Genomic DNA, 25654 nt, shown 5'->3' with positions numbered 1-25654 from the left:
AGATGATTATGAGCCGATTTAATTTTATGAGAATTAAATTTAGAATTATCGGAGCTGTATGCGGTGAAAGTCGCACGTACAGTTCTTAATGGGGAAAGCGGCAGCAATGCCGCCGACCTACATAACACAATTTAAAATATTTCGCAAATATGAAAAAACTGACATTGAAAGAAGAAGAAATAATGGACATTCTTTGGGATAACGGCCCAATGTTCATACGTGAGATGCTGGCGTTCTATAAAGAGCCCAAACCTCATTATAACACTGTAGCTACATTGGTAAAACTGCTTGTTGAAAAAGGATTTGTCTATTACAGACCTCTTGGGAATACCTATCAATACGAAGCTAAAATAACCAGAAAGCAATATCATGGTTCCGCATTGAGTGATATTATTTCACAATATTACGACAACTCTTATACCAAGGTGGTTTCGCAGTTCATCGAAGATCAGAAAATGGATCTGGAAGAGCTTAAGAAACTGATATCCGAAATAGAGAATAACCGTAAACAATAAAGAGCTATTATATGATAACCTTATTATTCTATATATTGAAAAGCAGTTTTTGTCTGTTATTACTTTATATATTCTACAAACTGTTTTTATCTTCTACTACACATTTCCAGTTCAACCGTTATGTTATAATTACCGGAACTGTGGCGTGTATGTTTCTTCCGTTTGTTTCACTGGAAATAGAAAAAGATGTTTCCGCTCCGGTTTCTTTCCATGCACTTGAAGAAATGGCAATGTCAGTAAATAGTCAGGATTTGGCAGAGATAAAAAATAACGTATCCGAGAACCAAGTATCAACCAATTCAGGTCTTATTTTTGAGATTCTCACTATAGTATATCTGGCAGGGTCAATGATTATGCTATTATCATTGGTCACAAGCTATATAAGGGTGATGAATGTAATAAAAGGAATGGACTGCATGGAGTGTAACGGAGTGAAATGGATGCTGACAAGAAAAGAGATACGTCCTTTCAGTTTATGGAATCATATCATAGTATCTTATGATGATTACAATAAATTCTCCCCGATATGTGTTCATGAGACGATACATGTAGCGAACAGGCATTTCTATGATGATTTGTTTCTGCAGATAGTGCTGGTATTCCATTGGTTCAATCCTTTAGTATGGCTGTTAAAGAAGGAATTGAAGTCCATACATGAATATCAAGCGGACAAAGGAGTATTAGACTGTGGCATCGATGCAACCAAATATCAATTATTACTAGTAGAGAAAGCTGTGGGTTCAAGGCTCTACTCAATGGCTCACGGATTCTCCAATAATTCACTTAAAAAACGTATTTCTATGATGTTGAAAAAGAAAAACAGCAAGTGGGCACGGCTTAGAATTTTGCCGGCAGTCCCTATCGTGGCAGGAGTTCTGTATGTTTTTGCTACTCCTGAAGTAAAAAGTCTGAGCAGTTATGTCCCGACTAATGTTAAGGATTCCGTACGGATAGATTATTCGGACAATCTGTTATCGGAAATCAACTCTAATGATGATAAAATAGTGGTTGATCTCTATGTGAACAAAAGTAATGAGTATTTGCTTAACAGGGATATTGTTATGATAGAAATAGACGATAATACTACTAACAGGATAAAGGATGTATTAGTCGGAAAATTTACAGAAGAGTATAATAGGGAAAAAGAGGATTGCCGCCCGGTAGTTATATGTATAAAAGCTGACAGAAACACCAGAATGGAAGCCATAAATGAAATAAAAAGAAATGTAAGAAGCGCATACAGTCTGGCAAATACGGAGCTTAAAAAGGAGTATCCAAGTAACGTTGTAGATAAATGTATGCAACCCAGGTTGTTTTATACTTATCCCAAAGTAGGCACAAATAATCCTCCACAAACAACCAGTGATGAAACTGTGCTAAACGGGTATAAAATAAGATTCATAAATGAAGCCAAGGAAGTCATGAGCCTGAGCGATTTCTCTATCTCCGACTTGAAGAAAGCGATAAGTTCTGTTTTGGAATCATACGATATCCAGAAACTGACGGTTTCGTTGAAGTATCCTTCAGATGCTTCCGAAGGCACGGTATATGATTTAAAACAAGTGCTGAGAAAAGCCTATCTACTGAGAATGAATCTGGAACATTAATACAGCATGATAAATGGGATTAATATGAAAACAATACTATTATCTATTATATTATTGCTTGCTTCTTGCACTCCAAAGCACGATGAAGTAAGAATCGAAGGTCAGCTTAAAGATGTAGATGACGGAATGGTCATACAACTGTTTTCAAATGAAGGAGGTGTGGGGAAATGCCTGATGGCTGATACTATCATTGACGGAAAATTCAGATTTGCATATACCCCTGAGGACGACAATTTAAGAAATGTAATGATAGTGTTACGCTCGGATAATTTTCCTTCCATGCCTCTTGATTTATGGGTGAAGAAAGGGTGCGATGTCAGTATAACTGGAAAGGACCGTTATATTTTCACATGGGACGTAGAAAGCAATTTAAACGAACAGAAATTCAGGCAGAAACTTATTAAAGCTTCCTTGAACGAATGGAAAGAAGTCCAGCGTCTGTCCATAGAAACAAATAAATACTACAGAGCTTATGCTATGGAAAGAAATCAAAGGATGAAGACCATAGCAGACAGTTTGAATAAAATAAGAGATGATATACAATTTAATATCATATATAAGAGGATTGCAAAAATAATGCTGGACTCAGACATCAATGCAGCCTGGCTGAAGGAACTTGAAGGTCTTGCACGAATGTTGAGTTACGAGAAGGATATTCCCATTAGAGAAGAATTGCGACAGCTTTATGATATGCTCGATGAAGAGCAGAAAAAATCTGATGTCGGAACTTCTGTTTATTTAGCCTTGAATCCACCGACTGTTGCAGCGAAAGGTGATGACGCTCCTGATAGCGATATATATGATCTGGAAGGAAATATTCACCACATATCCGATTTAAGAGGAAAGTTTGTATTGCTTGACTTCTGGAGCGACGGATGTGGTCCCTGTATCATGGCACAACCAGAGCTGAAGGCTGTCAGTGAAGAGTATAAAGATAAACTTGAGGTGGTAAGTCTTAATTTGCAGGACAAGAAAGGCTGGAAAAAAGTTTCAGAAAAATATCCCATAACCTGGCATAATTGGAGCGATCTGAAAGGTTTTAATGGTCTGGGCGCTGTATATGGTGTAAGAAGCATTCCTCATTTCGTGATGATTTCTCCCGAAGGAAAAATTTTGGACAGTTGGTCGGGATATGGTAAAGATCATCTGAAATCAAAAGTAAAAACGATAATCAAAGCCAAATATCAGAACTCTGTAAATCTGTGAATACCTCTCAAATATCCTGTCGTTTTTCTGATGACAGGATATTTTTACTCACAATTTTGACAATATATACCCATCTTCAGTCTTTATCAATACACCTTCCTCAACCATAGCCGACAGCGTACGCGACAGCGACGGGCGTGCCACTCCCATGATAAAAGCAACATCCTGGATATTTGTTATAACACCATTCCTCTGCAGATAGCTTACTATTCTTGTACTAAGATTCTGCAAGGCGAATTCATTCAGTTTCCGGCTTAGGAAGACACTCCTGTCTGATATCTGACGGAGAAAATTCCGCAGAAGAGCATCATCAGTTTCCATCATCTTAAGAAAATCATCCTTCGAAAGAGACCATATTATGACTTCATCCTCTGCCTGCAGAGTTACGGGAAACCTATTCTCTGTTCCGTAAATAAATGCCGGTGCCAGCATTTCAGGAGCCGAAAGATGTTCAATAACTATCTCCTTTCCCTCAGCATTTGTCATCTTGGCAAGCAGCGTACCCTGACACAACAGCAACAATGACTTACACAGGCTGTCCTGAAGGACGACAATATCACCTTTCTTGTACGAAGAAATCTTATTGGAGGCATTCTTTAGAAATACTGCTATACCATCTTTGTTTACTCCTTCGAAAAGAGCGAAATCCAATATGTCATAAAATCGTCCCATATACCTATCCTAAATATATTAATCATTTTTATCAGTCATGGTAACATCTGTTACGGAACAAAGAGTAACAACGGAATACCTTTGCACAAAAATAATAAACAATAGTATTAGCCACAAATTCAAATCACATTTATTATGACTGAAAATTCTATTGCAGTAAACGAAATGTTCTGTTTCCAGTGTCAGGAGACAGCCAAGGGAATAGCTTGTACCATCAAGGGTGTATGCGGCAAGAGCAGCTCAACATCGGCAGCCATGGACTTGCTGTTGTTCGTAGTTCGAGGAGTATGCTCCATATCGGACATATTGAGAGAAAACGGAATCAAAACAAGCCAAGAGATAAACACTTTTGTGACTGACGCACTGTTCTCTACTATCACAAATGCCAATTTCGACGACGAAAGCATACTGAAGAGAGTTGACCGCGGACTGGAACTGAAAGCTGAACTGAAGAATATTGCAGAGAAAGAGAATATCAAGCTTCCTGCCGTAGATGAAATAATCTGGAACACAGAAAACAGAAAATTCTACGATGAGAAATCAAGAACTGTTGGTATTCTGAGAGAAAAGAATGAGGACATCCGCTCGCTGAAAGAGCTTATTATATATGGTCTGAAAGGTATGGCTGCATATCACGAGCATGCCATGCGCCTGGGATATAATGACGAAAACATACATGCCTTCATGCAGTCTACGATAAGAAAAATCACAGTCGGCAACTTATCGGCAAACGAGCTTACAGCATTAACTCTTGCCGTTGGCGAAACAGGAGTGAAGGTCATGGCTCTATTGGACAAGGCAAATACGGAAACTTACGGAAATCCGGAAATTACAAAGGTAAATATCGGTGTAGGAACAAATCCGGGAATATTGATAAGCGGACATGACCTGCACGACATAGAGGAATTATTGAAACAGACTGAAGGCACAGGAGTGGATGTATATACACATAGCGAGATGTTGCCGGCACACTACTACCCCGCATTCAAGAAATATAAGCATTTCATCGGCAACTATGGTAACGCATGGTGGAAGCAGCGTGAGGAATTCTCTTCGTTCAACGGACCGGTTATATTCACCACAAACTGTATCGTCCCTCCTACTTCGAATGCTGTTTATAAAAACAGAATTTTCACAACCAACTCTACCGGTTATCCGGGCTGGAAACATATCACGGCAAACAAGAACGGGGTAAAAGACTTCTCGGAAGTGATTGAACTTGCAAAGAAATGCAACGCACCTACACAGATTGAGGAAGGCGAAATAATTGGCGGATTTGCGCATAATCAGATTTTGAGTCTGGCAGACAAGGTAGTTGATGCAATCAAAACCGGTGCAATAAGGAAGTTCATTGTTATGGCAGGATGCGACGGCAGAATGAAGAGCAGAGACTACTACACAGAGTTCGCAAAGGCATTACCGCAGGACTGTGTAATCCTTACTGCCGGATGTGCGAAGTATAAGTACAACAAGCTCCCATTGGGCGATATAAACGGTATCCCTCGTATTCTTGACGCAGGACAATGCAATGACAGTTACTCACTGGCTGTCGTAGCCCTGAAACTTAAGGAAGTCTTCGGCCTCAACGATGTGAACGAACTGCCTATAGCATACAACATCGCCTGGTATGAACAGAAAGCGGTAATCGTTCTGCTCGCACTCCTGTCGCTCGGTGTGAAGAACATCCACCTCGGTCCTACTCTTCCGGCATTCCTATCGCCTAATGTGGCAAAAGTACTTGTTGATAACTTCGGTATAGCAGGTATTGGAACCGTAGACGAAGACATGAAGGCACTGGGTATCAGTGTGGAATAAATGTAATATACAAAGGTTTAATTTCCGGATTCAGTCTAGCTGATTCCGGAAATTCCTGTTTTATAGTACTTTACGTTTAATATATCATAATTACAAATACTATAAAAACATACAATATTCAAAGGATTAAGTATATTTAACTATAGATTTTAGTTAACCAACTATATTTTTTAGTTAATTTGTCACAAACGATAATCAAAAGCAAAGCCTTATGAAAAAACTGACATCAAAAGAAGAGGAAATCATGGAACTTTTCTGGGAAAAAGGTCCATTGTTTGTGAAAGAACTCCTTTCATTTTATGACGAACCTAAACCGCATATTAACACTCTCTCAACAATTGTCCGCGGATTGGAAGATAAAGGCTATATAGGACACAAGGCATACGGGAACACATTCCAGTATTACGCCACAGTGAGCCGGAATGATTTCAGTACCAGAACTTTGAAAAGTGTAATAAGCAAGTATTTCAACAATTCCTACCTTAATGTAGTATCTTCCCTGGTAAAGGAAGAAGATATATCAATTGACGAGCTTAAAGAACTTATAAAGAAAGTTGAAGAAGAGAACAGGAAATAACAACAGAAAAGAATCCCTTAATATTGGAATATCTCTCTGTAAACTTTATAACTCTTAAACTAAAAAAACTTACATGGGAACACTACTCATATATATACTGAAATCAGCTGTCTGTCTGGCTGTATTCTATCTGTTCTACAAACTGCTGATGAGCCGCGAGACATTTCATCGCTTCAACCGTTTCTCCCTGCTCGGACTGATGATTATATGCTCCATAATACCTTTCGTCAAGATAAGCATGGACACCCCGGTTGAAACAGCTCAGGTTGAAATATCCATAGATGAATCACTTATGACGCCCGTCATAACAGATGCGGATATAGTAACTACAGCCAACGATACTTCCACAATAGAACATATCACCATATTTGCAGCAATCATATACATCATCGGAATACTCTTCTTTGCCGTAAAAGAGATTTTACAGTTCAGAAAAGTACTGAACATCACCCGCAAAGGTAAAGAAGAAGACATCAATCTGTATGTAAAAGACAGTACCGGAAACATCAAACTTATAGTGACAGACGAAAAAGTATCACCTTTCAGCTGGATAAACCGCATAGTAATATCGCGTACCGACCTGGAGGAAAACGGCAGAGAGATACTATGTCATGAAATGGCACATATCTCCAACCACCATTCCATTGACCTTATTCTGGCTGATATATGCATACTTCTGCAATGGTTCAACCCGGCATCATGGCTTATCAAATCTGAACTTCAGAACGTACATGAATTTGAAGCTGACGAAACAGTGATTAGAAAAGGTATAGACGCAAAGAATTATCAACTATTATTAATAAAAAAAGCTGTCGGCTCAAGGCTCTACTCAATCGCCAACAGCTTTAATCACAGTAAACTTAAAAAACGTATCACTATGATGATGAAAAAGAAATCCAGCCCTTGGGCTCGTGCGAAGTATCTCTACGTACTTCCACTGGCAGCTGTAGCAGTTGCCGCTTTTGCCCATCCTGAAATCTCAAAATTAACTGACGAGATTTCAAGTGTCAAAGTTAATGATTTTTCGGCAATTACGGAAAATCATGAGGTAGAAAACGTAAACTCCGTATCGGAAAAGTCTGTAATAGTTGAAGGAACTATTATAGACGATGCCACAGGACAACCTATAATTGGAGCTAGCATAATTATACAGAATACCAATAACGGTACCATAACCGACCTGGACGGCAAGTTCAAGATAGAAACAAATCCAAAGTCTGTACTTGTTTTCTCATACATCGGAAAAGAAACATATTCTGTAACTGTAACAGAAGAGAACATAAAATCAATGAAAAAGAGCCCGATAAGGCTGAAAGATGATGTTCAGGAAACGGATGAAATTGTGGTAGTCGGCTATGGAACCCAAAAGGAAATACCACAAGCCTCAACATCCCCCAAAGACGACAATGCCTTCTTCATTGTAGAACAGATGCCTGAATATCCCGGAGGAATGTCTGAACTGATGAAATATGTTGCACGCAACATAAAATATCCGGCTGATGCCTTGAGAGAAAAGACACAAGGAAGAGTGATTGTCCAGTTTATAGTAGGAACAGACGGATATACCTCCGACTTCAAAGTGATGAAAAGCGTGTCTCCATCGCTTGATGCAGAAGCTATAAGGGTACTGGCCAACATGCCTAAATGGACTCCCGGAATGCAAAGAGGAGAGGCTGTTCCTGTAAAATACACAGTACCTGTGACTTTCAAACTCGACAATCAGGATAAAGCAGAGCAAAAAACCACAGCAGGCTCTCCTACTATACCCGGAGTCGTAAGATTCAACAAGTCACTGGAAAATGTCTTGATTGTTATAGACGATAAAGTGGCATCACAGAAAGAATTCAGTGCGTTAAACCCTCAAAACATTGAAAGCATAGTAGTAATAAAAGAAGAGAGCAAGGCACAGGAGATATTCCAAAAGTTCGGTGTATTCGACAAGAAGGAAGGAGTAATAATGATTAAGACGAAAGAATGGAGCGAGAACCCTACACTAACCATTACTACCGACAAGTTGGACAGTAAGACTGCAAACGTGATAAAAGACAAGCTTCTCATCAATACATCTAAATAACTTTACTTCAAATAAAAACTCTCTCGCCTATAATATTATCCCGACTTGAGAATCCGCTTTCAAGTCGGGATTTTCTTTATCAATTACTTTATATAGACGAAGAAAGAATATAAAATTTTTGTTAAAAACAAGTTCACACTATTGCATATCCAAGAAAAAGAAATACATTTGCAGTGTACTAATCAACTAATACACTAAAACAAATAATTATGAACACAACAATGATTAAAGCCGAACATCTCACCTTCGGATACGGGAAAAACAAACAGGTGTTCGATGATTTCAATCTTGAAATAGAAAAAGGGGAAATAGTAGGCCTGCTCGGAAAGAACGGAACAGGAAAGTCTACTCTGCTGTATATCATCTGCGGATTACTCAAGCCTTCTCACGGAAATGTAACGATAAAAGGTATAGACATCAGAAGACGTCTCCCGCAGACTCTGTCGGATATTTATCTGGTTCCTGAAGAATTCGACCTGCCCAATCTGTCAATGAAACAATTCGTAAAGCTGAACAGCGGTTTCTATCCTAATTTCAGCAACGAGACTCTGAGTACTTGCCTTAATGATTTCGACCTTGGAATGGATATTAATCTTGGTGAACTTTCCATGGGACAGAAGAAGAAAGCGTTTATGTGCTTCGCTCTTGCCACAAACACCTCTCTCCTGCTCATGGACGAGCCTACAAACGGACTCGACATACCGTCGAAAAGCCAGTTCAGGAAAGTCATAGCATCGGGTATGACAAACGAGAAGACTATCATAATCTCTACCCATCAGGTAAGGGACATTGACAGACTGCTGGACCACATAACAATAATAGACGGTACTGAGGTACTGCTGGACAAATCGGTAAAGGAAATTACAGACAGGCTATACTTCTGCGAACAAAGCATGAACGAGCCTACCGACGGGGCATTGTTCATACAGCCGTCTGTACAAGGCAACAGCATCATCATGGAAAACAGATTCGATGAAGAAAGTCCTATTAATCTGGAAGTCCTTTTCAATGCCATGTTGGCCGAAAGAAGCAAGATACAGGAAGTTTTCAATAAATAAGCAAGGAGGAACGTTTATGACAACAAATATGAATTTCAGTTTTACAAGACTCATGGCGGTAATAAAACGCGACATGATGGAGAATTGGAAAACTAACTTATATAGGTTTATAGGAGTATATACAGGTGCGGCTATGGCATTTTTATTCGGTATGTACGGCATATTATCAAGTAACAGAGGTGAAACAGCAGAAGAACAATATACAAGTTTCTGTAGTACATTCCATTCTATACTCACATTCGTTACATTCTTCTATCTGATGATATGCGCCTCGAGAATAATGGAAGTGATGAACACAAAGAACAAACGTATCTCGTATATGATGCTTCCGGCAACAATCGGAGAAAAGCTCATAAGCAGGGTGATATATGTATGTATTACTTCTATGATAATATTTTCTGTAGGAATATTTTTTGCGGAACTGACAAGACTTATTTTGCTACCGCTATTCGATGTACCTGAAGAATTTTACCGTTTCTGTCTGTTTGATATAATAAGTAATACAAGTCTTAACTATAATGCATTATACGACGATTCAAGACATAATTTCATAATAGTACTCATATTTTTAATTTCATGGTTTTTATGGTCTCACTCAATCTATATTCTTGGAGGTACATATTTCAAGAAACATCCTTTCATTAAGACTTGGGGAATAATGATACTTTTGTTTGTCATTATTACATATATATTAGGAAATATGGTTACTAAAGAATTATTTTTATATTTCGAACCAACCGATAAAAGTTTCTGGATTAATGCAGTTATCATAAGCACTGTCCTCTTAATATTTACTGTTATTAACTGGACTCTGAGTTATCATTTGTTTAGAAATTCACAAATCACCGATAGAAAACTGTTCACATGATGAAATTTAAGGAATCGAAATCAATATATTTGCAGATAGCAGACAGAATTATGGACGAGATTCTTCATGACACATACAAGGAGGAAGAACGAATACCGTCCGTAAGGGAATATGCAGCTATGGTGGAAGTGAACGCGAATACAATGATGCGTACTTACGACCATTTGCAGGGAATGGAAATAATATATAATAAAAGAGGTATAGGATATTTTGTAGGAGAAGGCGCAAAGGATAAAATTCTCTCGTTCAGAAAAGAGACGTTTCTGAACGAAGAGTTGCCGGAAATGTTCCGCACAATGAAGATTCTTGACATATCAGGACCTGAAATATCCGCTCTCTACAAACAATTCCTGAAAGATAACAAATAAAGAAACTTCAATGTAATATCATTTTCTCGTATATAAAAAAAATAGAATCATGAAACCAAAGAACTTACTTTCAATATTTTTAATCAGTGCCGTAACTTCTTTAACAGCCACATCCTGCATGATCAGTACTGCAACAAGCAAAAATGAGGCTACTTCCATATATGATGTGAATACCTCATATAAATCATTAAGCGTGAGTAGTGCAATAAAAGTGGACTACAGACACGACATTGACAAAATTCAGATTATTGCCGACTCTTCCATACTTTCCAAAATAAATGTAGTTCAAGATGAAGACGGCATTGAGATTTACGCTTCAAGTTTTAAAAGCCCTTTCAAGGTTACCGCACTTGTTCCGGCAAGCAAGGAACTGGAAAGCATCGAAATTTCAGGTGCTTCATCATTCAGCTCGGACGTAGACATTAAGGCGGAAGAACTTGATATCGAAGTGTCCGGAGCATCGAAATTTGATGCCAATATCAACTGTCAGTCGCTGAAAGCCAGTATCAACGGGGCATCATTTGCCAATATAGGAGGTAAAGCTGTGAATGCTGAAATAAGTGTAAGAGGAGCATCGAAATTATCATCAGAAAATCTGAACACCGATTATGCAGATGTAGATATAAGCGGTGCCAGCAAGGCTGAAATAATATGCAACAAAAATATTACAGGAGATGTGTCCGGAGCATCGAAATTATCATTCGGAGGCACAGCCAAATCTGACGTGTCAACAAGTGGGGCTTCAAAAGTATCAAGAAAATAAATTCAAAATCAAACAAAAATGTCATCTAATGTTTTAAGAGGATTAATATGTTTCCTCGTATGCCTTACTACAGCTACAGTGTTTGCACAAAAGCAGGGCGATAGATATTCAGTGAAAGGAACTTTAGTTGACTCACTTCTTAACGAAAGCGAGCCATACGCAACAGTAAGAATATCAAGTGCGGCAAAGCCTGATGAAAACGTAAAACTTTCGGTCACCGACGAAAAAGGACGTTTCAACGAGAAACTGTCCGAGCCGGGAGACTACGTCATAACTCTCTCATCGGTAGGAAAGAATACCGTAAAAAGAAACTTTACATTAAGTACAAGCAAGAAATCTGTTGACCTCGGAACGATTTTCACTTCCGAGGCAACGGAAATGCTTAAAGGTGTGGAAGTGGTGGCACAGAAACCTCTAGTTAAAGCTGAAATAGACAAGATAACCTACAGCATGGAGGACGACCCGGACTCAAAGACAAACACCACACTGGAGATGCTTAAGAAGGTTCCTCTCGTAACTGTAGATGGGGAGGACAACATACAGGTAAACGGTTCCAGCAGCTTCAAGGTACACGTAAACGGAAAGCCCAACACTCTGATGAGCAATAATCCGAAAGAGGTATTGAGAAGCCTGCCTGCCAGCAGCATAAAATCGATAGAAGTGATAACCGAACCGGGAGCTAAATACGATGCGGAAGGTATCGGAGGTATTCTGAACATTATCACTACTGACACCAAGATGCAGGGATATAATGTCACACTCGGCGGAAGGGCAAGTAACATGGGATTCTCCGGATATGGTTATGGTACCGTACAGGTAGGAAAGTTTACCGTATCGGGCAACTATTCGTACAACTACAACATGCAGCCACGCAGCTACTTCAGTTCCGGACGTGAGGACTATACATCGGACACAAACAAGTATCTCAACAGCGAAGGTTCATCGAAAAGCAACGGAAATTTCCAGTTCGGCAATCTGGAGGGAAGTTATGAGATTGACACTCTGAACCTCATTACATTCTCTGCCAATATATTCGGAGGTAACTTCAAGACAAACAGCAATTCAGAGAACCGCATGCTGAACAATATGGAAGAGCTGACATACAGATACAATACACTGAACAAATCCACAAGCGGTTTCGGTAATGTAGGCATTAACTTCGACTATCAGCACTCATTCAAGACCAAAGGCGAATATCTCACCATATCGTATAAGTACAATGATTCTCCAAACAACAGCGAATCTGCTACTGAATATACCGACATTGCAGATGTTCCTTTCTCGCTTGAAAATCAGTATTTCGACAATGATGCCCACACAGCGGAACATACCGGACAAGTAGACTACGTAAATCCTATAAACGACAAGCACTATATCGATGCCGGTATGAAATACATCTATCGTCTGAACGCGAGTGACAGTAAATACTTCATCCAGCAAAGCGACGGCTCGATGATTCAGGACAACAACATGTCGAGCATTTTCGACCAGGGACAGAGTATCCTTGCTACATATGCCGATTACCAGCTGAAACTGAAGAAGTTCGGTTTCAAGGCAGGTGTCAGATACGAGCATACCTTCATGGATGTGAAATACGCCCTCCAGCCGGAGAGAAACTTCAATGCCGGCTTCGATGATGTTGTTCCTACCGTGAACATGTCATATATGCTTGGCATGACATCTACCCTGAAGGCAAACTACAACATGCGTATCAACCGTCCGGGTATATGGTATCTTAACCCTTTCCGCGACGAGAGCAACCCTACATCAGTGAGCTATGGTAACCCGGATCTGGAAACAGAAAAGGCACATATAGTAGGACTGACATACAGTTCTTTCTCTGCCAAGTTCAATATTAACGCGAACCTGAACTATACGTTCACCAACAACGGTATAGAGAGATATTCTTTCATGAACAACAGCATAATGGAGAATACATATATGAATGCCGGAAAGAAACAGATTACGCGTCTGTCATTGTGGATGAACTGGAACCCGGGCAACAAGACCAGAATATCAATCAACGCATCAGGTTCTTATTCGGACTATAGCAGTGATTTGCTTGATACCAGAAATTCCGGTTTCAACGGCAACATGTTCGGAAACATACAGCAAACTCTTCCTTGGAACCTGCAACTCAGCGTTTACGGAGGTGGAAGTACTCCGTATATAACTTTACAGGGTAAAGGCTCGTCATATTATTACTACGGTCTGGGACTGTCACGTTCATTCCTGAAAGAAAAGAGACTGAGCGTTTCACTGTCTGCAAATAACTTTTTCAATAAATACAATACATACGAAAACAATACAGTTACGGACACCTTCCGCTCATGGACCAAAAACAAATACTATAATCTCGGCTATTCGCTCAGCATAAGCTGGAGATTCGGTGAGCTGAAAACTCAGGTGAAGAAAACAAACCGAAGCATCAACAACGATGATGTTAAATCAGGAGGAGGCAGCGGTACAGGTTCTTCTGCCGGAGGACAGGGAGGAATGTAATATATTCTATAACTTCTAGATAATGACAATATATATAATAATAGGAACAATAGTAGGATGCATATTGGGAATAATTATCGGACACCTGATTTCCGCAAGGAAATCGGGTGTACTGCAATCCCAACTGAAAATGCAGCAGGAACATTCTGCCGAACTGCTGAGAAACGAACAGACTAAGGCAGCACAGCAGGTTGAGAATCTTAGACAGAACATACAGAAGCTACAGGACAAGCTGGACGAGAACGCACGTCTGCTGAACGAGGCTTACACTGTTTCGGCATCTCTGAAAGCAGAGAACCGTAATATGGCAGAGAAACTGGAGAACCAGAAGGAAGAGATTGCAGCTATGCACAAACAGTTCAATCTGGAGTTTGAGAACATAGCCAACAAGATTTTCCAACAGAAGACGGAGACGTTCAACAAACTGAGCACTGAAAGCCTCAGCAGTCTGCTAAAGCCTTTCGGCGACAATCTGAACGAGTTCAAGCATCAGGTGGCAGAAGTATACGAGAAGGAATCTAAACAACGTTTCTCACTCGAGGACAGAATAAAGGAACTGGTCCTGCTGAACAAACAGATAAGCGATGATGCCAACAATCTGACAAAGGCTCTGAAAGGCGACTCGAAGATGCAGGGTAATTGGGGAGAAATGATACTGGAAACGATACTTGAGAACTCCGGTTTGCACGAAGGCGAAGAATATTTCCGTCAGGAATTCCTGAAAGACGAGAACGGCGAGTATCTGAAAAACGAGCAGGGACAGCGACTTCAACCGGACGTTATCGTAGTTTACCCCGACAACCGCCACGTAATAATCGACTCCAAAGTGTCGCTCACAGCATACGCAGCATATATAGGAACTGACGACAAGGCCGAGAAAGAGCTGTATCTGAAAGAACATCTGCGTTCGGTAAAGGCCCATATAGACGAACTGAGCAAGAAAGACTACTCCAAATACAACGTATCGGCGCTGGACTTCGTGATGATGTTTATCCCCAACGAACCTGCATACGTACTTGCACTACAGGCAGACAACAACCTGTGGAATTATGCTTATCAGAAAAAGGTGGTGCTCATGAGTCCTACCAATCTGATTGCAGCTCTCAGACTGGCTCTCGACTTGTGGAAACGCGAGTATCAGGAAAAGAACATTCAGGAAATAGTGAAACGCGGAACTGCACTCTATGAGAAGATGGCAGGATTTGCAGAAACTTTCGAAAAGATAGGTGATGCGATAAACACCGCAAATACGGCATACGGCAATGCGCGTTCGCAGCTGTCAGAAGGTAAGGGAAATCTCATCCGTCAGGCAGAAATGCTTAAGGAACTGGGTATTACTCCGAAAAAGAATATACCTTCCAAACTACTGGAAGAAAAATAATATTACGATCATTCAATCATCAAAGAAAGTATAATCATATTTAGCGAAACACGAACGTGTAACGACCGCAGCACACAGGTGTTACGCATGAAACACGTTCGTGCAACGCGCGTAACACGAACGTGTAACGGTAAATAAATATAGGCGTTTCAGAGACTGTGTTGGTAATAATCCTTGAAACGCCTATATTTATATCATTTATGTGTGTGATTTATACTTCTTAATTCCCTCTATAAGTGGAATATCCGTAAGGTGAGGATGTATTTTCAACTTTCGGCTGAAATGCCAGTCTATTTCTTCAACACGGCTCTGATTACGAACCACAGATGATGAGCAATGGTAGATATATATCCGTAGTGATGGCACATGATATTGAAACGTTCTATAAGCGAAGCCTTATGGTTTTGTGTGGTCATGCCTTCGTTCAGATAGTCTATTATGGTTAGCCTTGAATTATGAATGCTCCTGCTTTTCTTCATTATGCGTATGCACCAGTCGAAGTCGGCAGAGAAACGGTATTTCAGATTATATGGTTCGTTTACAGCCAGTTCGCGGCGTGCGAAGAAAGCCTGATGACATACAAGCATACCTTCTTTGAAACTTTTCCACGTAAGTACTTCCGGAGCTGAGAGACGTCGCATCCTGATGAAATGTCCGTTTTCGTCAACTATCTGTGTCTCGCCATAAATCACGTCGGGCAGGGTATTGCCTTTTATGCTGTGCACCATTAAGAACAGAGTGTCGTCTTCATGCAGTTCGTCACCTGCATTGAGAAAACACAGATAGTCACCGGTTGCAAGTCTGATTCCCTTGTTCATCGCGTCATACAGTCCTTTGTCAGGTTCGCTTACCAGGTGTGCTATGTGCTGTCTGTATTTTTCTATTATACCTAGTGTTCCGTCTTTCGAGCCGCCGTCAACAATGATGTACTCCACATTCTTGTACGACTGTGTGATGACACTCTGTATAGTGTCCTCCAATACCTTTTCGGCATTATACGTCACTGTGATAATGCTGAACTTAGGATGCTGGTGCTGTATGTGGTAATTTGGAGCGGTGTTATGCATTTTTGCCTGTCAGCTTGTTATAGATTTGCAGATACTGGTGTGCGACAACAGATTCGGAATAAGTGTTTACTGCCTTACGGTGGGCTTCCTCGCTTAGGGTCTGATAGTCACCGTCGGTAAGCACCCATTTTATACCGTTTGCCAGGTCGGATGCCGACTTGTATTCTGCTACATATCCGTTGTGCAGATGGTCTATCATCTGCGGGATACCTCCTGTTTCGAATCCTACACAAGGGATACCGCACGACATGGCTTCCACTATAGTATTGGGCAGATTGTCCTGCAGTGACGGCGTAACGTATATATCAACTGCATTGTATATATCTACCAGATCTTTTTCACTTTTCACATAATTCATTGTATATATAGGGAACGGGAACAGTGAAGAATGTTGTTCCGGATGCGAGCCCAATATCACAACTCCGAGTTCTTTGCTTAGTTCCGGATTGCTTTGTGTCAGTATCTTGCATGCCTCTATCAGATAGTCTATACCTTTGCGCTTGTCAGTAATCTTGACCGATCCGAAAAGCAGAAGTTTTTTGTCCTGAGGTAAGTTAAGTTTCTCTCTTGACTGACGTTTGTTGCGTGGCGTGAACAGGTTGGTGTTAATGGCATTAGGAATGCTTGTGATGTTCTGTCTTCCTATAAGTGCACTGCTCTTTGCCATTTCCTCCAGCCAGTGACTGCATGCTACGAAGGTTATTTTCGAGTTTGAGAAAATCCTTTGTTTCTTTTTGAATGTTTTATATGAAAGATCTTTCTTGTGAGGTCTCAGAAGAAGCTCACAGTTGTGGCAATGCTCTTCATACTTCTTGCATGAGCCTGCATAGTGGCATATTCCGGTGAATGGCCACATGTCGTGCATTGTCCATACCACAGGCTTTCCTGATTTAAGAATTTTATCGATGTCGTTAAGCGAAAGCATTCCCTGGTTGACCCAGTGCAGATGTATCACGTCGGCCTGTACGAATTCGTGCAGTTTTGTGATGTCTGTACCTGTATTTGCTATATCAACGGCAAAGAGGTTACGGCGTGTAAATCCGTTTGCTATCCATATTACGATACGTTCCCAGGCGAATTGCCATATTCTCCTCCATGAGTTTTTCAGAGGGATGACGGTTAACTGCTCTGTCTGTTTGTGGCGGACAAGCATTTTTGTTTTTATTCCATTATTTTTTAGTGCGTCCATCAGTCGGCTCGCTGCAATAGCCGCACCTCCTATACGTTCTGCCGTGTTTATGATTAGTATTCTCATGGTCGGGAATTTTTTTTTTGCAAAGATAGTGCAAACCGTCCTTTTTTATCCCAATTGATGCATGAATAATTAATGATAATATAGTTAAAAACGACGTCTGGAGCCATTTTATCTGCCAAAATCACCTTTCAGAGTGCGTTTTATCCTTCTGATGGCTTTAGCCATGAATGAATTGGTGCGGGCATAGTATCTCACGTATGCCTGTCTTGCTTCTTTGTTTTCCACTGCCGGAGTGATTCTTTTCACCTCAATCCTGTCCATGAACAGATTTGAGGAATACAGTCCGCCACCGCCGCAGTTGGTACCGCTACCGTCGAAACCTTCGTTCTGTACAAGTGATTTTCCTACATTAAGCGAAAGTATGTCATTGAGGAACAGCGACGCATTCCACCTTATGGCCCAGGAATTGTTCTTCCCCTCAATCTGACGGCGGAGCATACGTGTGTAACCGTATTTACCGTCGAAGTCGAAGGTATATGTCAGCTTTCTGTCTTCAAGTTCTTTCAGAAGAGCCTTTCCGTCGGGGTTGAAATACTTCCATGCGCGTTCCCATGTAGCCCATCCCCAGCTTCCTGTCCATTTTATCAGGAATGTATCAGGCAGGGAAGAATCCTGAGTGAAATCACATCCCTGTATGTGGCCCACTCTCTCTTCATCTTTATAAGTCTCCAGAGCATCATTCATGAACTGAAGGAAATATGGTGCGGTGATAAGGTCATCTTCCAGCACTATTACTCTTCCGTACTCTTTCACACGTGTTGTAACGCCGTCTATAATGCTTCTGGCAAGTCCCCAGTTCTCCTCTCTCTCAATGATGTTTATTTCCTTGAATCCTCCGATGGTGTGTATGTATCTTCTCACTTCGCCCACTGCGTCTTGTTGCTCCGGAGTGCGTGCGGCATCGGAATATATATACAGTATGCTTTCCGCTGCAAGAGTGTTGCGTTGCAGAGCTTCCACAGTCCGTCGTACATGATCCGGACGGTTGAATACGAAGAGGAGTATAGGGGCATTCATTGTTGTCTTGTTATTTTATTTAATGAAACAGAGTCTGTCTGCAATTTTGTTATACCATTTATAAGGTTTTGCCTTTCCGGTTTTTCGTTTTTCTTCCAGGCAGTTGACAAGTGACTGTACGGGGGCTTCGAAGAACAATTCTTTCAACACTTTGCGCTGTTTTGCCAATAGCTCCTGATACAGATCCGGATTGTTTTCCAACTTGTTTATCAGGCTTACCATCTGGTCCATAGTCTTCACGTCGCACTCGTCAATTATCAGTTCGTGGTGTGTCACTTCGTTCTTATCCATTATAACCAGTGTTCCTAAAGAAACCGCTTCCGCCACAGAGTTTCCGCGTATGTGACGTCCTCCCATCTTCACGAAATATTTCGCGTCGTATATGCTCTTCAGATTGTCGAATATACGCTGCTTGTGGAGAATTATTTCGTATCCGGCATCTATTAGAGGCTGGAAATGTGCGGGTGCCTTTGTTACGGGACGTTCTGTAGTGGAATTTATTTCCATAAAGATTCCTTTATTCTCCGATTCTCTTCCCAGGTGATTCTGCATGATTTTCTGCAGAGTGTCCGAACTGAGGAATGTATATGGAAAATCCATAATGCCGCATTTCCTGGAGATTATTCCTCTTGCCATCTGGTTCATGGTGACATCGTATCCGAAGTGTACGCTTCCCGTAGCCATATTGGCTTCGCCTATCATATAAGCGAAGAGTGTCTGCGGATAGCTTCTTACGACAGACGTCGGAAGGCTGACGTTAATGGAAATCACAACATCGTATTTACCCCAGTCTATATCGTGGCTGTCAATGGCGAATTTACCGTTCGGAAACGGACTCCCCGGCTGTTTGAATTCCTGTCCCGGAATCTTGTCGAGTGTTTCAGTCTTGAGCAGATACAGATGTTTGGAGATGTGCGGTATCACCTTACGGTAAATCTGTGTTTCGTACTCCGGCTCTTCCTTCACTATATAGAAGTCGGCATCGAGTTCTGCCATAAGGCCGATAGGTCCTACTCTTCCCATTGACGAGAAGAGAATGTTTGCCGCGTTCTTCTCTGTTACCGGGCAAACGTAAAGGTCCTGATATACTTCTTGTTTGACTAATGCTATTTTCATTGATTATATTTTTTATTTCTCCAAATCTTATATTTAGATATTGGGAAAATGTTTTTTTATTCTTGTATTTATATTTTAAAATGCTTTCGTATAAATCTTCTTAGACTATATCTTTTAAGTTTTTGCGCAAAAAACATAGGTTGACTATAGATATATTCCAATAAACATCCTGTTTTAATCATTGCTTTGAGCCATTCTCTTTGTTTTGTTACCATTATACTGTTCCATGGCTTGTTGGGCCCTGCATAGTGTAATTGAATTGGATTTTCCATTGCTTTCTTAATACAGATTAAAGCCTCATTATGAGAACAGTTTAGTTCTGGATTATCCTTGTAAAAATTAAATTTAGATAAGTCTTCATTGTATAGATATGTGCATATTAAGTATCTTATAGGTATGTATCTCACCATAGGCCAGCAAGTAAGTATCATACAGTCCTGTTCAGGAAGGATAAGTCTTTCATAGTTCTTGATGTAATAGTTTATCATTTCTTCCTGTTTGTTTCTTTCTCGAATACTTTTTAGATTAAGAAGTAGAAAGCCGGCACTTATTTCATGTTCGAGAATATCTTTCTCTTCTTTATTGAAAGATGTATCGTATTTCTGCATTCTTCCCTTGTTCTCTATGGGACCTACACCAGCATATATAAAATCTTCGTTTGGGAACATGAAAAAAACCTCTGAAATATCACCTGTAAAAACTACATCTACATCAGTACATATAATCCTTTCATATTGTTGAAAAAGGTCTGCTGCAATAAGTTTATAGAATATTTCTTTTGAGTAATGTGATTTTCCTTTCAGTCCTTCTATTTTTTTTTCATAATCGGATACATTTATAAAATGTATTTCTGCATTGATGGTATTTACTACCTGCTTAATGTTATTGCAGTTATTCTCTGATAAGGATGTATGTAGAACGTATAACTCATATTTATATTCTTTTGATGCATTAGCAATTAAAGAGTGGATTGCTACTTTTGCTGCTAACACATAATTCTTATCGAATGTGAAAAATATTGGTATTGTTTTCATATCCTATATCATTAGTATGTATATCCGTAATTGTGTATAAAAAACTATGAAGTGAAGAAACTTGTAAACTTCATTTTATTTTGTTATAGTATAATATGGGTTCACTAAATATTCATAGCAAAGGTAATATATACCGTTAAAATCTACAATGTTTGTTATGCTCATTTTGTTGGTTATATTTTCGTATCTTATTCTGTTTGTGCTCAAATGATGAACTGTAGAATAATTCATTATAAATACGATAAACCCAATAAACCCCTATTTATTTATTTTTTAATATTTTATTTATTTCTATAACGGGTTTTCCTGTAATAGCGGAAATAATAGAAACTATAAGAGATGTATATAGCTTTTTCTGAAAAGGCATTATAATAAAAGCTTTGAAGAATTGTATTGCTGCTATTCCATATTTGCGATGGAACAATGCTTTTGACATTCTTCTTTTATGCCATGATGCCAGAAACAGACGTGCTCCTTTTTTATGCTTAGATATCTTATAGTTTTCATAAAAAAGTCTGTCTAATGGATCGTGTCTTAGTACTGGACGAATACTCTTTTCTGTTTCGTCTTGAATATAGTAAGTAGAAGTCACTTTTGTAGTATATGCGAAATCGCATACAGCATTTAACCTGGCAATTGTAAGAATGTCCTCCCCTGAAGGAATACCTGTAGGGTAACCGCCAATTGATTCAATTATATTTTTCCTTACAGCGTATGTGTTTGAGTTTATCGGAAGATTGGTCCCTGAAGCTACCTCATAATAATTGTACAATATTCCGTCATCTTTAAAAGGTATTTTGGAACTGAATTCAGGGTATATGATATTATTCCAAACAGACATCCTGTATGAGGCAGCGAATACTCCACACTGTGGATATTTGTTGTACAGATACATAATGGTTTCCAAATGGTCGGTATCCCATTCGTCGTCTGCATCAAGAAAAGCAATCAGCTCGTATCTGGATTCCTTTATACCTCTGTTTCTTGCACATGACACCCCCTGATTTTTCTGATGAATCAACCGTATAAGCGGAGAATTCATTTTCTCCACAATTTCCGGTCCTTTGTCTGTCGAGCCATCGTCTACTACTATTATCTCAAACTCCTGTACCGTCTGGTTGAGGACGGAGCTGATACTACGTGTGATAAACTTCTCACAGTTATATAGAGGTATAATAACACTTATCATTTTATTTTTCTTTTAAGTAAATATGAGAAAATCTCATCCTGTATTTTTGAGTTTGCAATGCGTGATATACCCAGATACAGAACAGCAGTGATGATGATTTTGGAGACTAAAATCATGTAAGGTGAATCCATGAATCCACAAATTACTTTTGCTGCGAATGCTGCAACTATAGTTATAATTATGAACGGACATATATCTTTGATAGCGTCCATAAATCGCAATCCTATTTCTTTTCTCACCATAAGGTACCAAACAGCCATCCATAGAATGTTTATGATTACGTATGTAGAGATCATTATTGAAATTCCAAATCTCCAACTTATCAGCAAGGCTACGATTTGCAGACAGCCTAATGTTATATTGCTATAGAGATTGAGATTTGATTTTCCACGGCTTATCAGGAGGTGGGAACATAGTGTTGTAATAGGGAAAAATGCTCCCCATATACATAGTTGTTGAAGGATAGGAATACAGTCCACCCATTTGTCCTTTATCGTCAGAAGTATGAATTCCGGTGCGATAAGTGCCAGTCCAAGCATGGTTGGAAAAGATATATATGATGTAAACCTCAGCATTTTTCTGAATATACTGAGTTGTTGGACTTTGTCGTCAGTTGCTTGTGCGAATATCGGTTGGGCAACTCCTCCTATTGTGGAGCTTATCAGTGATGAACCCATTGAGTTCCATTTGTTAGCCTGAGTGTATAGACCTACGGAATATGGGGTAAACCTACGTCCTATAATGGTTGAGAATATATTGTTGTTTACCTGATTGAATATATTGGTGAGCAGTATCTTGACACTGAAACCGAAAAACTCTTTTATCGGACCGAAATCTATATTAAATGTTGGACGCCATGGTGAGTAGAACCATAGGCTGAGGTTTACTATGGCAATATATATCAGGTTCTGTATGGCCAGCCCCCAATATGACATGCCGTTATATGCAAGAATTATTCCTATAAGGCAGGATATGGTTATTGCGTAAATCTGTGCAGTCGCTTTTTCTCTTGTCATCAGGTTCCTGAACAAATAAGCATTGTGCGATGTGGCAGTGCTTGATATGACAAATCCCAGGAAGTATATTCTTGAAAGCCTGATCAGATCCGGCTGATTGTAGTAGTCGGCAATCAGAGGAGCCGACAGAAAGAGTATTATATAGAGCAGTCCTCCAGTCAGCGTACTGAACCAGAACACGGCATTGTAGTCATTGTGAGTAATGTTCTGTTTGTTTGCCAGAGCATTGGTAAATCCGCTTTCCTGTATTGTACCGGCTATGGCACTGAATATGGCAAGCATTCCCACCATTCCATAATCGTCAGGAGTAAGCAGACGGGCAAGAAATATGCCAAAGACCAGGTTCAGGATTTGCATGATACCGTTTCCCAGTCCTCCCCATAGAAGTCCTTTAGCTGTTTTTTCTTTTAGAGAATTATTTGACACGTTTCTGATTTTTTATGAAAAAGGCGGGACATCCGTATCCCGCCCTTTTTATGATTAAATTCTGTAATAATCTTATTAGCAAACCTGACTTCCCGGTTTTACTTCCTTAAGCAGTGAAGTAACAGCCAGTGAACCATCAAAGTTTTCTGCACTCAGAATCATACCTTCGCTCACCAGACCGTTCTTGAACTGACGTGGAGCAAGGTTAGCTATGAACAATACCTGTTTTCCTACCAGTTCTTCAGGTTTGTAGTGCTGTGCTATACCGCTCACGATAGTACGGTTTTCAAGTCCGTCTGCAATCTTGAACTTAAGCAGCTTCTTCATCTTAGGCACTACTTCGCATTCCAAAACTGTACCCACACGGATATCAAGCTTTTCGAAGTCTTCGAATGCTATTGTAGGTTTGATAGGGTTAGCCTTGTAAGCTGCAGCTTCGTTGGCTTTCTTAGTATCAAGAAGTTTCTGAACCTGTGCTTCTATTACGCTGTCTTCAATCTTTTCGAACAGAAGTTCTGCCTTGCCCAACTGATGTCCTGTAGCAAGAAGGTCAGTACGTCCGAGGTTTTCCCATTCGAATGAATCCATGTTAAGCATACCGCGAAGTTTTGCAGAGCTGAACGGCAGGAACGGTTCGAATGCAATAGCAAGGTTGGCAACAAGCTGAAGAGCTATATTCAGGATAGTAGCCACACGGCCCATATCTGTCTTTGCAAGTTTCCAAGGTTCTGTATCAGCAAGATATTTGTTACCGATACGTGCCAGGTTCATTGCTTCCTTCTGTGCGTCGCGGAACTTGAACACGTCAAGAAGTTTTTCCACTTCAGCCTTAACATCGGCAAATTCTTTCAGAGTTTCGCGGTCGTAGTCTGTCAGTTCGCCTGCAGCAGGAACCTTACCGTCGAAATACTTGCCTGTAAGAACGAGTGCACGGTTTACGAAGTTACCATAAACGGCTACAAGTTCGTTGTTATTACGTGCCTGGAAGTCTTTCCAAGTGAAGTCATTATCCTTAGTCTCAGGAGCATTAGCTGTGAGGACATAACGCAGAACATCCTGCTTGCCAGGGAAGTCTTTCAAGTATTCGTGCAACCATACAGCCCAGTTGCGTGAAGTTGAAATCTTATCGCCTTCAAGGTTCAGGAACTCGTTTGAAGGAACATTGTCCGGCAGGATATAGCTGCCTTCAGCCTTCAGCATGGCAGGGAAGACGATACAGTGGAACACGATGTTGTCCTTACCGATGAAGTGTACAAGGCGTGTTTCTGGGTCTTTCCACCATTTTTCCCATGAATCAGGAAGCAGTTCCTTAGTGTTTGAGATATATCCGATAGGAGCGTCGAACCATACGTAAAGCACTTTACCGTCCGCACCTTCTACAGGAACAGGGATACCCCAGTCTAGGTCACGGCTTACGGCGCGTGGCTGAAGTCCCATATCGAGCCAGCTCTTGCACTGACCATATACGTTAGGACGCCATTCCTTGTGGTCTTCAAGAATCCATTTGCGCAACCATCCTTCGTGCTTATCAAGTGGCAGATACCAGTGTTTTGTTTCCTTCATTACAAGCTGGCTGCCGCTGATGGCACTCTTAGGATTGATAAGTTCAGTAGGCGAGAGGGTGCTGCCACATTTTTCGCACTGGTCGCCGTAAGCGCCTTCTGCATGGCAGCGAGGACATTCGCCGGTGATATATCTGTCGGCAAGGAATGTCTTGGCTTCTTCGTCGTAGTATTGTTCAGAAGTCTTTTCTATGAATTCGCCTTTATCATAAAGCTTGCGGAAGAAATCCGAAGCTGTCTGGTGATGTATTTCAGATGAAGTACGTCCGTAAACATCGAATGATATACCGAATTCCTTGAACGAGTCGCGTATAAGTGTATGATAACGGTCTACTACGTCTTGCGGAGTGACACCTTCCTTTTTTGCACGGATAGTGATAGGTACACCATGTTCGTCCGATCCGCCGATGAAGATTACATCTTCTTTCTTAAGTCTGAGATAGCGGACGTAAATATCGGCTGGTACATAAACTCCTGCCAAGTGTCCTATGTGTACAGGACCGTTGGCGTATGGAAGTGCCGATGTTACGGTTGTTCTTTTGAATTTCTTTTCCATTTGCTATATA

The 25654-nt window shown here is 40.4% G+C and carries 21 protein-coding genes; 12 read left to right on the top strand and 9 right to left on the bottom strand.

The window, feature by feature from the left end; all coding sequences use genetic code 11:
* Positions 1 to 149: 149 nt before the first annotated feature.
* From I6E24_RS01450 to I6E24_RS01440, 3 genes are read left to right on the top strand one after another with little or no spacing between them, the layout of a single operon-like run.
* Positions 150 to 515 carry a BlaI/MecI/CopY family transcriptional regulator gene (locus I6E24_RS01450; RefSeq protein WP_235325674.1) on the top strand — a complete coding sequence of 122 codons (366 nt, stop codon included), beginning with the start codon at positions 150 to 152 and terminating at the stop codon, positions 513 to 515.
* Between the two features lie 11 nt (positions 516 to 526).
* Positions 527 to 2122: a M56 family metallopeptidase gene (locus I6E24_RS01445; RefSeq protein ID WP_235325672.1), complete on the top strand. Its 1596-nt coding sequence runs from the start codon at positions 527 to 529 to the stop codon at positions 2120 to 2122.
* Positions 2123 to 2146: 24 nt separating this feature from the next.
* Complete coding sequence (locus I6E24_RS01440; protein ID WP_235325671.1) at positions 2147 to 3328, top strand: TlpA family protein disulfide reductase; 1182 nt, start codon at positions 2147 to 2149, stop codon at positions 3326 to 3328.
* Positions 3329 to 3376: 48 nt separating this feature from the next.
* Here the strand turns inward: I6E24_RS01440 and I6E24_RS01435 are convergent, their stop codons facing one another.
* Entirely contained in the window at positions 3377 to 4000 is a 624-nt protein-coding gene (locus tag I6E24_RS01435; protein ID WP_235325669.1) for a Crp/Fnr family transcriptional regulator, read from the bottom strand.
* Positions 4001 to 4135: 135 nt separating this feature from the next.
* Here I6E24_RS01435 and hcp point away from each other — a divergent pair, with 135 nt between their 5' ends.
* From hcp to I6E24_RS01390, 9 genes are all read left to right on the top strand, one after another.
* Positions 4136 to 5815 carry a hydroxylamine reductase gene (gene hcp, locus I6E24_RS01430; RefSeq protein WP_235325667.1) on the top strand — a complete coding sequence of 560 codons (1680 nt, stop codon included), beginning with the start codon at positions 4136 to 4138 and terminating at the stop codon, positions 5813 to 5815.
* A gap of 211 nt (positions 5816 to 6026) precedes the next feature.
* Complete coding sequence (locus I6E24_RS01425) at positions 6027 to 6392, top strand: BlaI/MecI/CopY family transcriptional regulator (RefSeq protein WP_235325665.1); 366 nt, start codon at positions 6027 to 6029, stop codon at positions 6390 to 6392.
* A gap of 73 nt (positions 6393 to 6465) precedes the next feature.
* Complete coding sequence (locus I6E24_RS01420) at positions 6466 to 8466, top strand: M56 family metallopeptidase (protein ID WP_235325663.1); 2001 nt, start codon at positions 6466 to 6468, stop codon at positions 8464 to 8466.
* Positions 8467 to 8687: 221 nt separating this feature from the next.
* Positions 8688 to 9524, top strand: coding sequence for an ABC transporter ATP-binding protein (locus I6E24_RS01415; protein WP_235325682.1), 837 nt, complete (start codon positions 8688 to 8690; stop codon positions 9522 to 9524).
* A 28-nt stretch (positions 9525 to 9552) separates the two neighbouring features.
* Entirely contained in the window at positions 9553 to 10392 is an 840-nt protein-coding gene (locus I6E24_RS01410) for a hypothetical protein (RefSeq protein WP_235325661.1), read from the top strand.
* On the top strand, positions 10392 to 10760 hold the full coding sequence (locus tag I6E24_RS01405; RefSeq protein ID WP_235325680.1) for a GntR family transcriptional regulator: 369 nt from the start codon (positions 10392 to 10394) through the stop codon (positions 10758 to 10760). Before I6E24_RS01410 ends, I6E24_RS01405 begins: the two co-directional genes overlap by 1 nt.
* A 49-nt stretch (positions 10761 to 10809) precedes the next feature.
* The gene (locus tag I6E24_RS01400) at positions 10810 to 11523 is read left to right on the top strand and encodes a GIN domain-containing protein (protein WP_235325659.1); all 714 of its coding nucleotides are present in this window, start codon (positions 10810 to 10812) and stop codon (positions 11521 to 11523) included.
* Between the two features lie 18 nt (positions 11524 to 11541).
* Complete coding sequence (locus I6E24_RS01395) at positions 11542 to 14025, top strand: outer membrane beta-barrel family protein (RefSeq protein ID WP_235325657.1); 2484 nt, start codon at positions 11542 to 11544, stop codon at positions 14023 to 14025.
* A 22-nt stretch (positions 14026 to 14047) separates the two neighbouring features.
* Positions 14048 to 15406, top strand: a complete 1359-nt coding sequence (locus I6E24_RS01390; protein ID WP_235325655.1) for a DNA recombination protein RmuC — start codon at positions 14048 to 14050, stop codon at positions 15404 to 15406.
* 290 nt (positions 15407 to 15696) lie between these two features.
* On the opposite strand, the gene I6E24_RS01385 is transcribed toward I6E24_RS01390, so the two are convergent.
* From I6E24_RS01385 to metG, 8 genes are all read right to left on the bottom strand, one after another.
* The gene (locus I6E24_RS01385; protein WP_235325654.1) at positions 15697 to 16473 is read right to left on the bottom strand and encodes a glycosyltransferase family 2 protein; all 777 of its coding nucleotides are present in this window, start codon (positions 16471 to 16473) and stop codon (positions 15697 to 15699) included.
* Positions 16466 to 17728, bottom strand: a complete 1263-nt coding sequence (locus I6E24_RS01380; protein WP_235325652.1) for a glycosyltransferase family 4 protein — start codon at positions 17726 to 17728, stop codon at positions 16466 to 16468. Before I6E24_RS01380 ends, I6E24_RS01385 begins: the two co-directional genes overlap by 8 nt.
* 108 nt (positions 17729 to 17836) lie before the next feature.
* Positions 17837 to 18745, bottom strand: a complete 909-nt coding sequence (locus I6E24_RS01375; protein ID WP_235325650.1) for a glycosyltransferase family protein — start codon at positions 18743 to 18745, stop codon at positions 17837 to 17839.
* A 15-nt stretch (positions 18746 to 18760) separates the two neighbouring features.
* Positions 18761 to 19861, bottom strand: a complete 1101-nt coding sequence (locus I6E24_RS01370; RefSeq protein ID WP_235325648.1) for a hypothetical protein — start codon at positions 19859 to 19861, stop codon at positions 18761 to 18763.
* A gap of 68 nt (positions 19862 to 19929) precedes the next feature.
* Complete coding sequence (locus tag I6E24_RS01365; protein ID WP_235325646.1) at positions 19930 to 20895, bottom strand: glycosyltransferase family 8 protein; 966 nt, start codon at positions 20893 to 20895, stop codon at positions 19930 to 19932.
* Between the two features lie 262 nt (positions 20896 to 21157).
* Positions 21158 to 22084 carry a glycosyltransferase family 2 protein gene (locus I6E24_RS01360; protein WP_235325644.1) on the bottom strand — a complete coding sequence of 309 codons (927 nt, stop codon included), beginning with the start codon at positions 22082 to 22084 and terminating at the stop codon, positions 21158 to 21160.
* A complete protein-coding gene (locus I6E24_RS01355) occupies positions 22081 to 23526 on the bottom strand; it encodes a lipopolysaccharide biosynthesis protein (protein WP_235325642.1) in 1446 nt (481 codons plus the stop codon). Before I6E24_RS01355 ends, I6E24_RS01360 begins: the two co-directional genes overlap by 4 nt.
* A gap of 75 nt (positions 23527 to 23601) precedes the next feature.
* A complete protein-coding gene (gene metG, locus I6E24_RS01350) occupies positions 23602 to 25644 on the bottom strand; it encodes a methionine--tRNA ligase (protein ID WP_235325640.1) in 2043 nt (680 codons plus the stop codon).
* Positions 25645 to 25654: the final 10 nt, after the last annotated feature.

Source organism: Bacteroides caecigallinarum, assembly GCF_021530995.1.
Lineage (GTDB): Bacteria > Bacteroidota > Bacteroidia > Bacteroidales > Bacteroidaceae > Phocaeicola > Phocaeicola faecigallinarum.
Note: the sequence above shows the minus strand (reverse complement) of the source record. Positions and strands in the feature narration are given on the sequence as shown.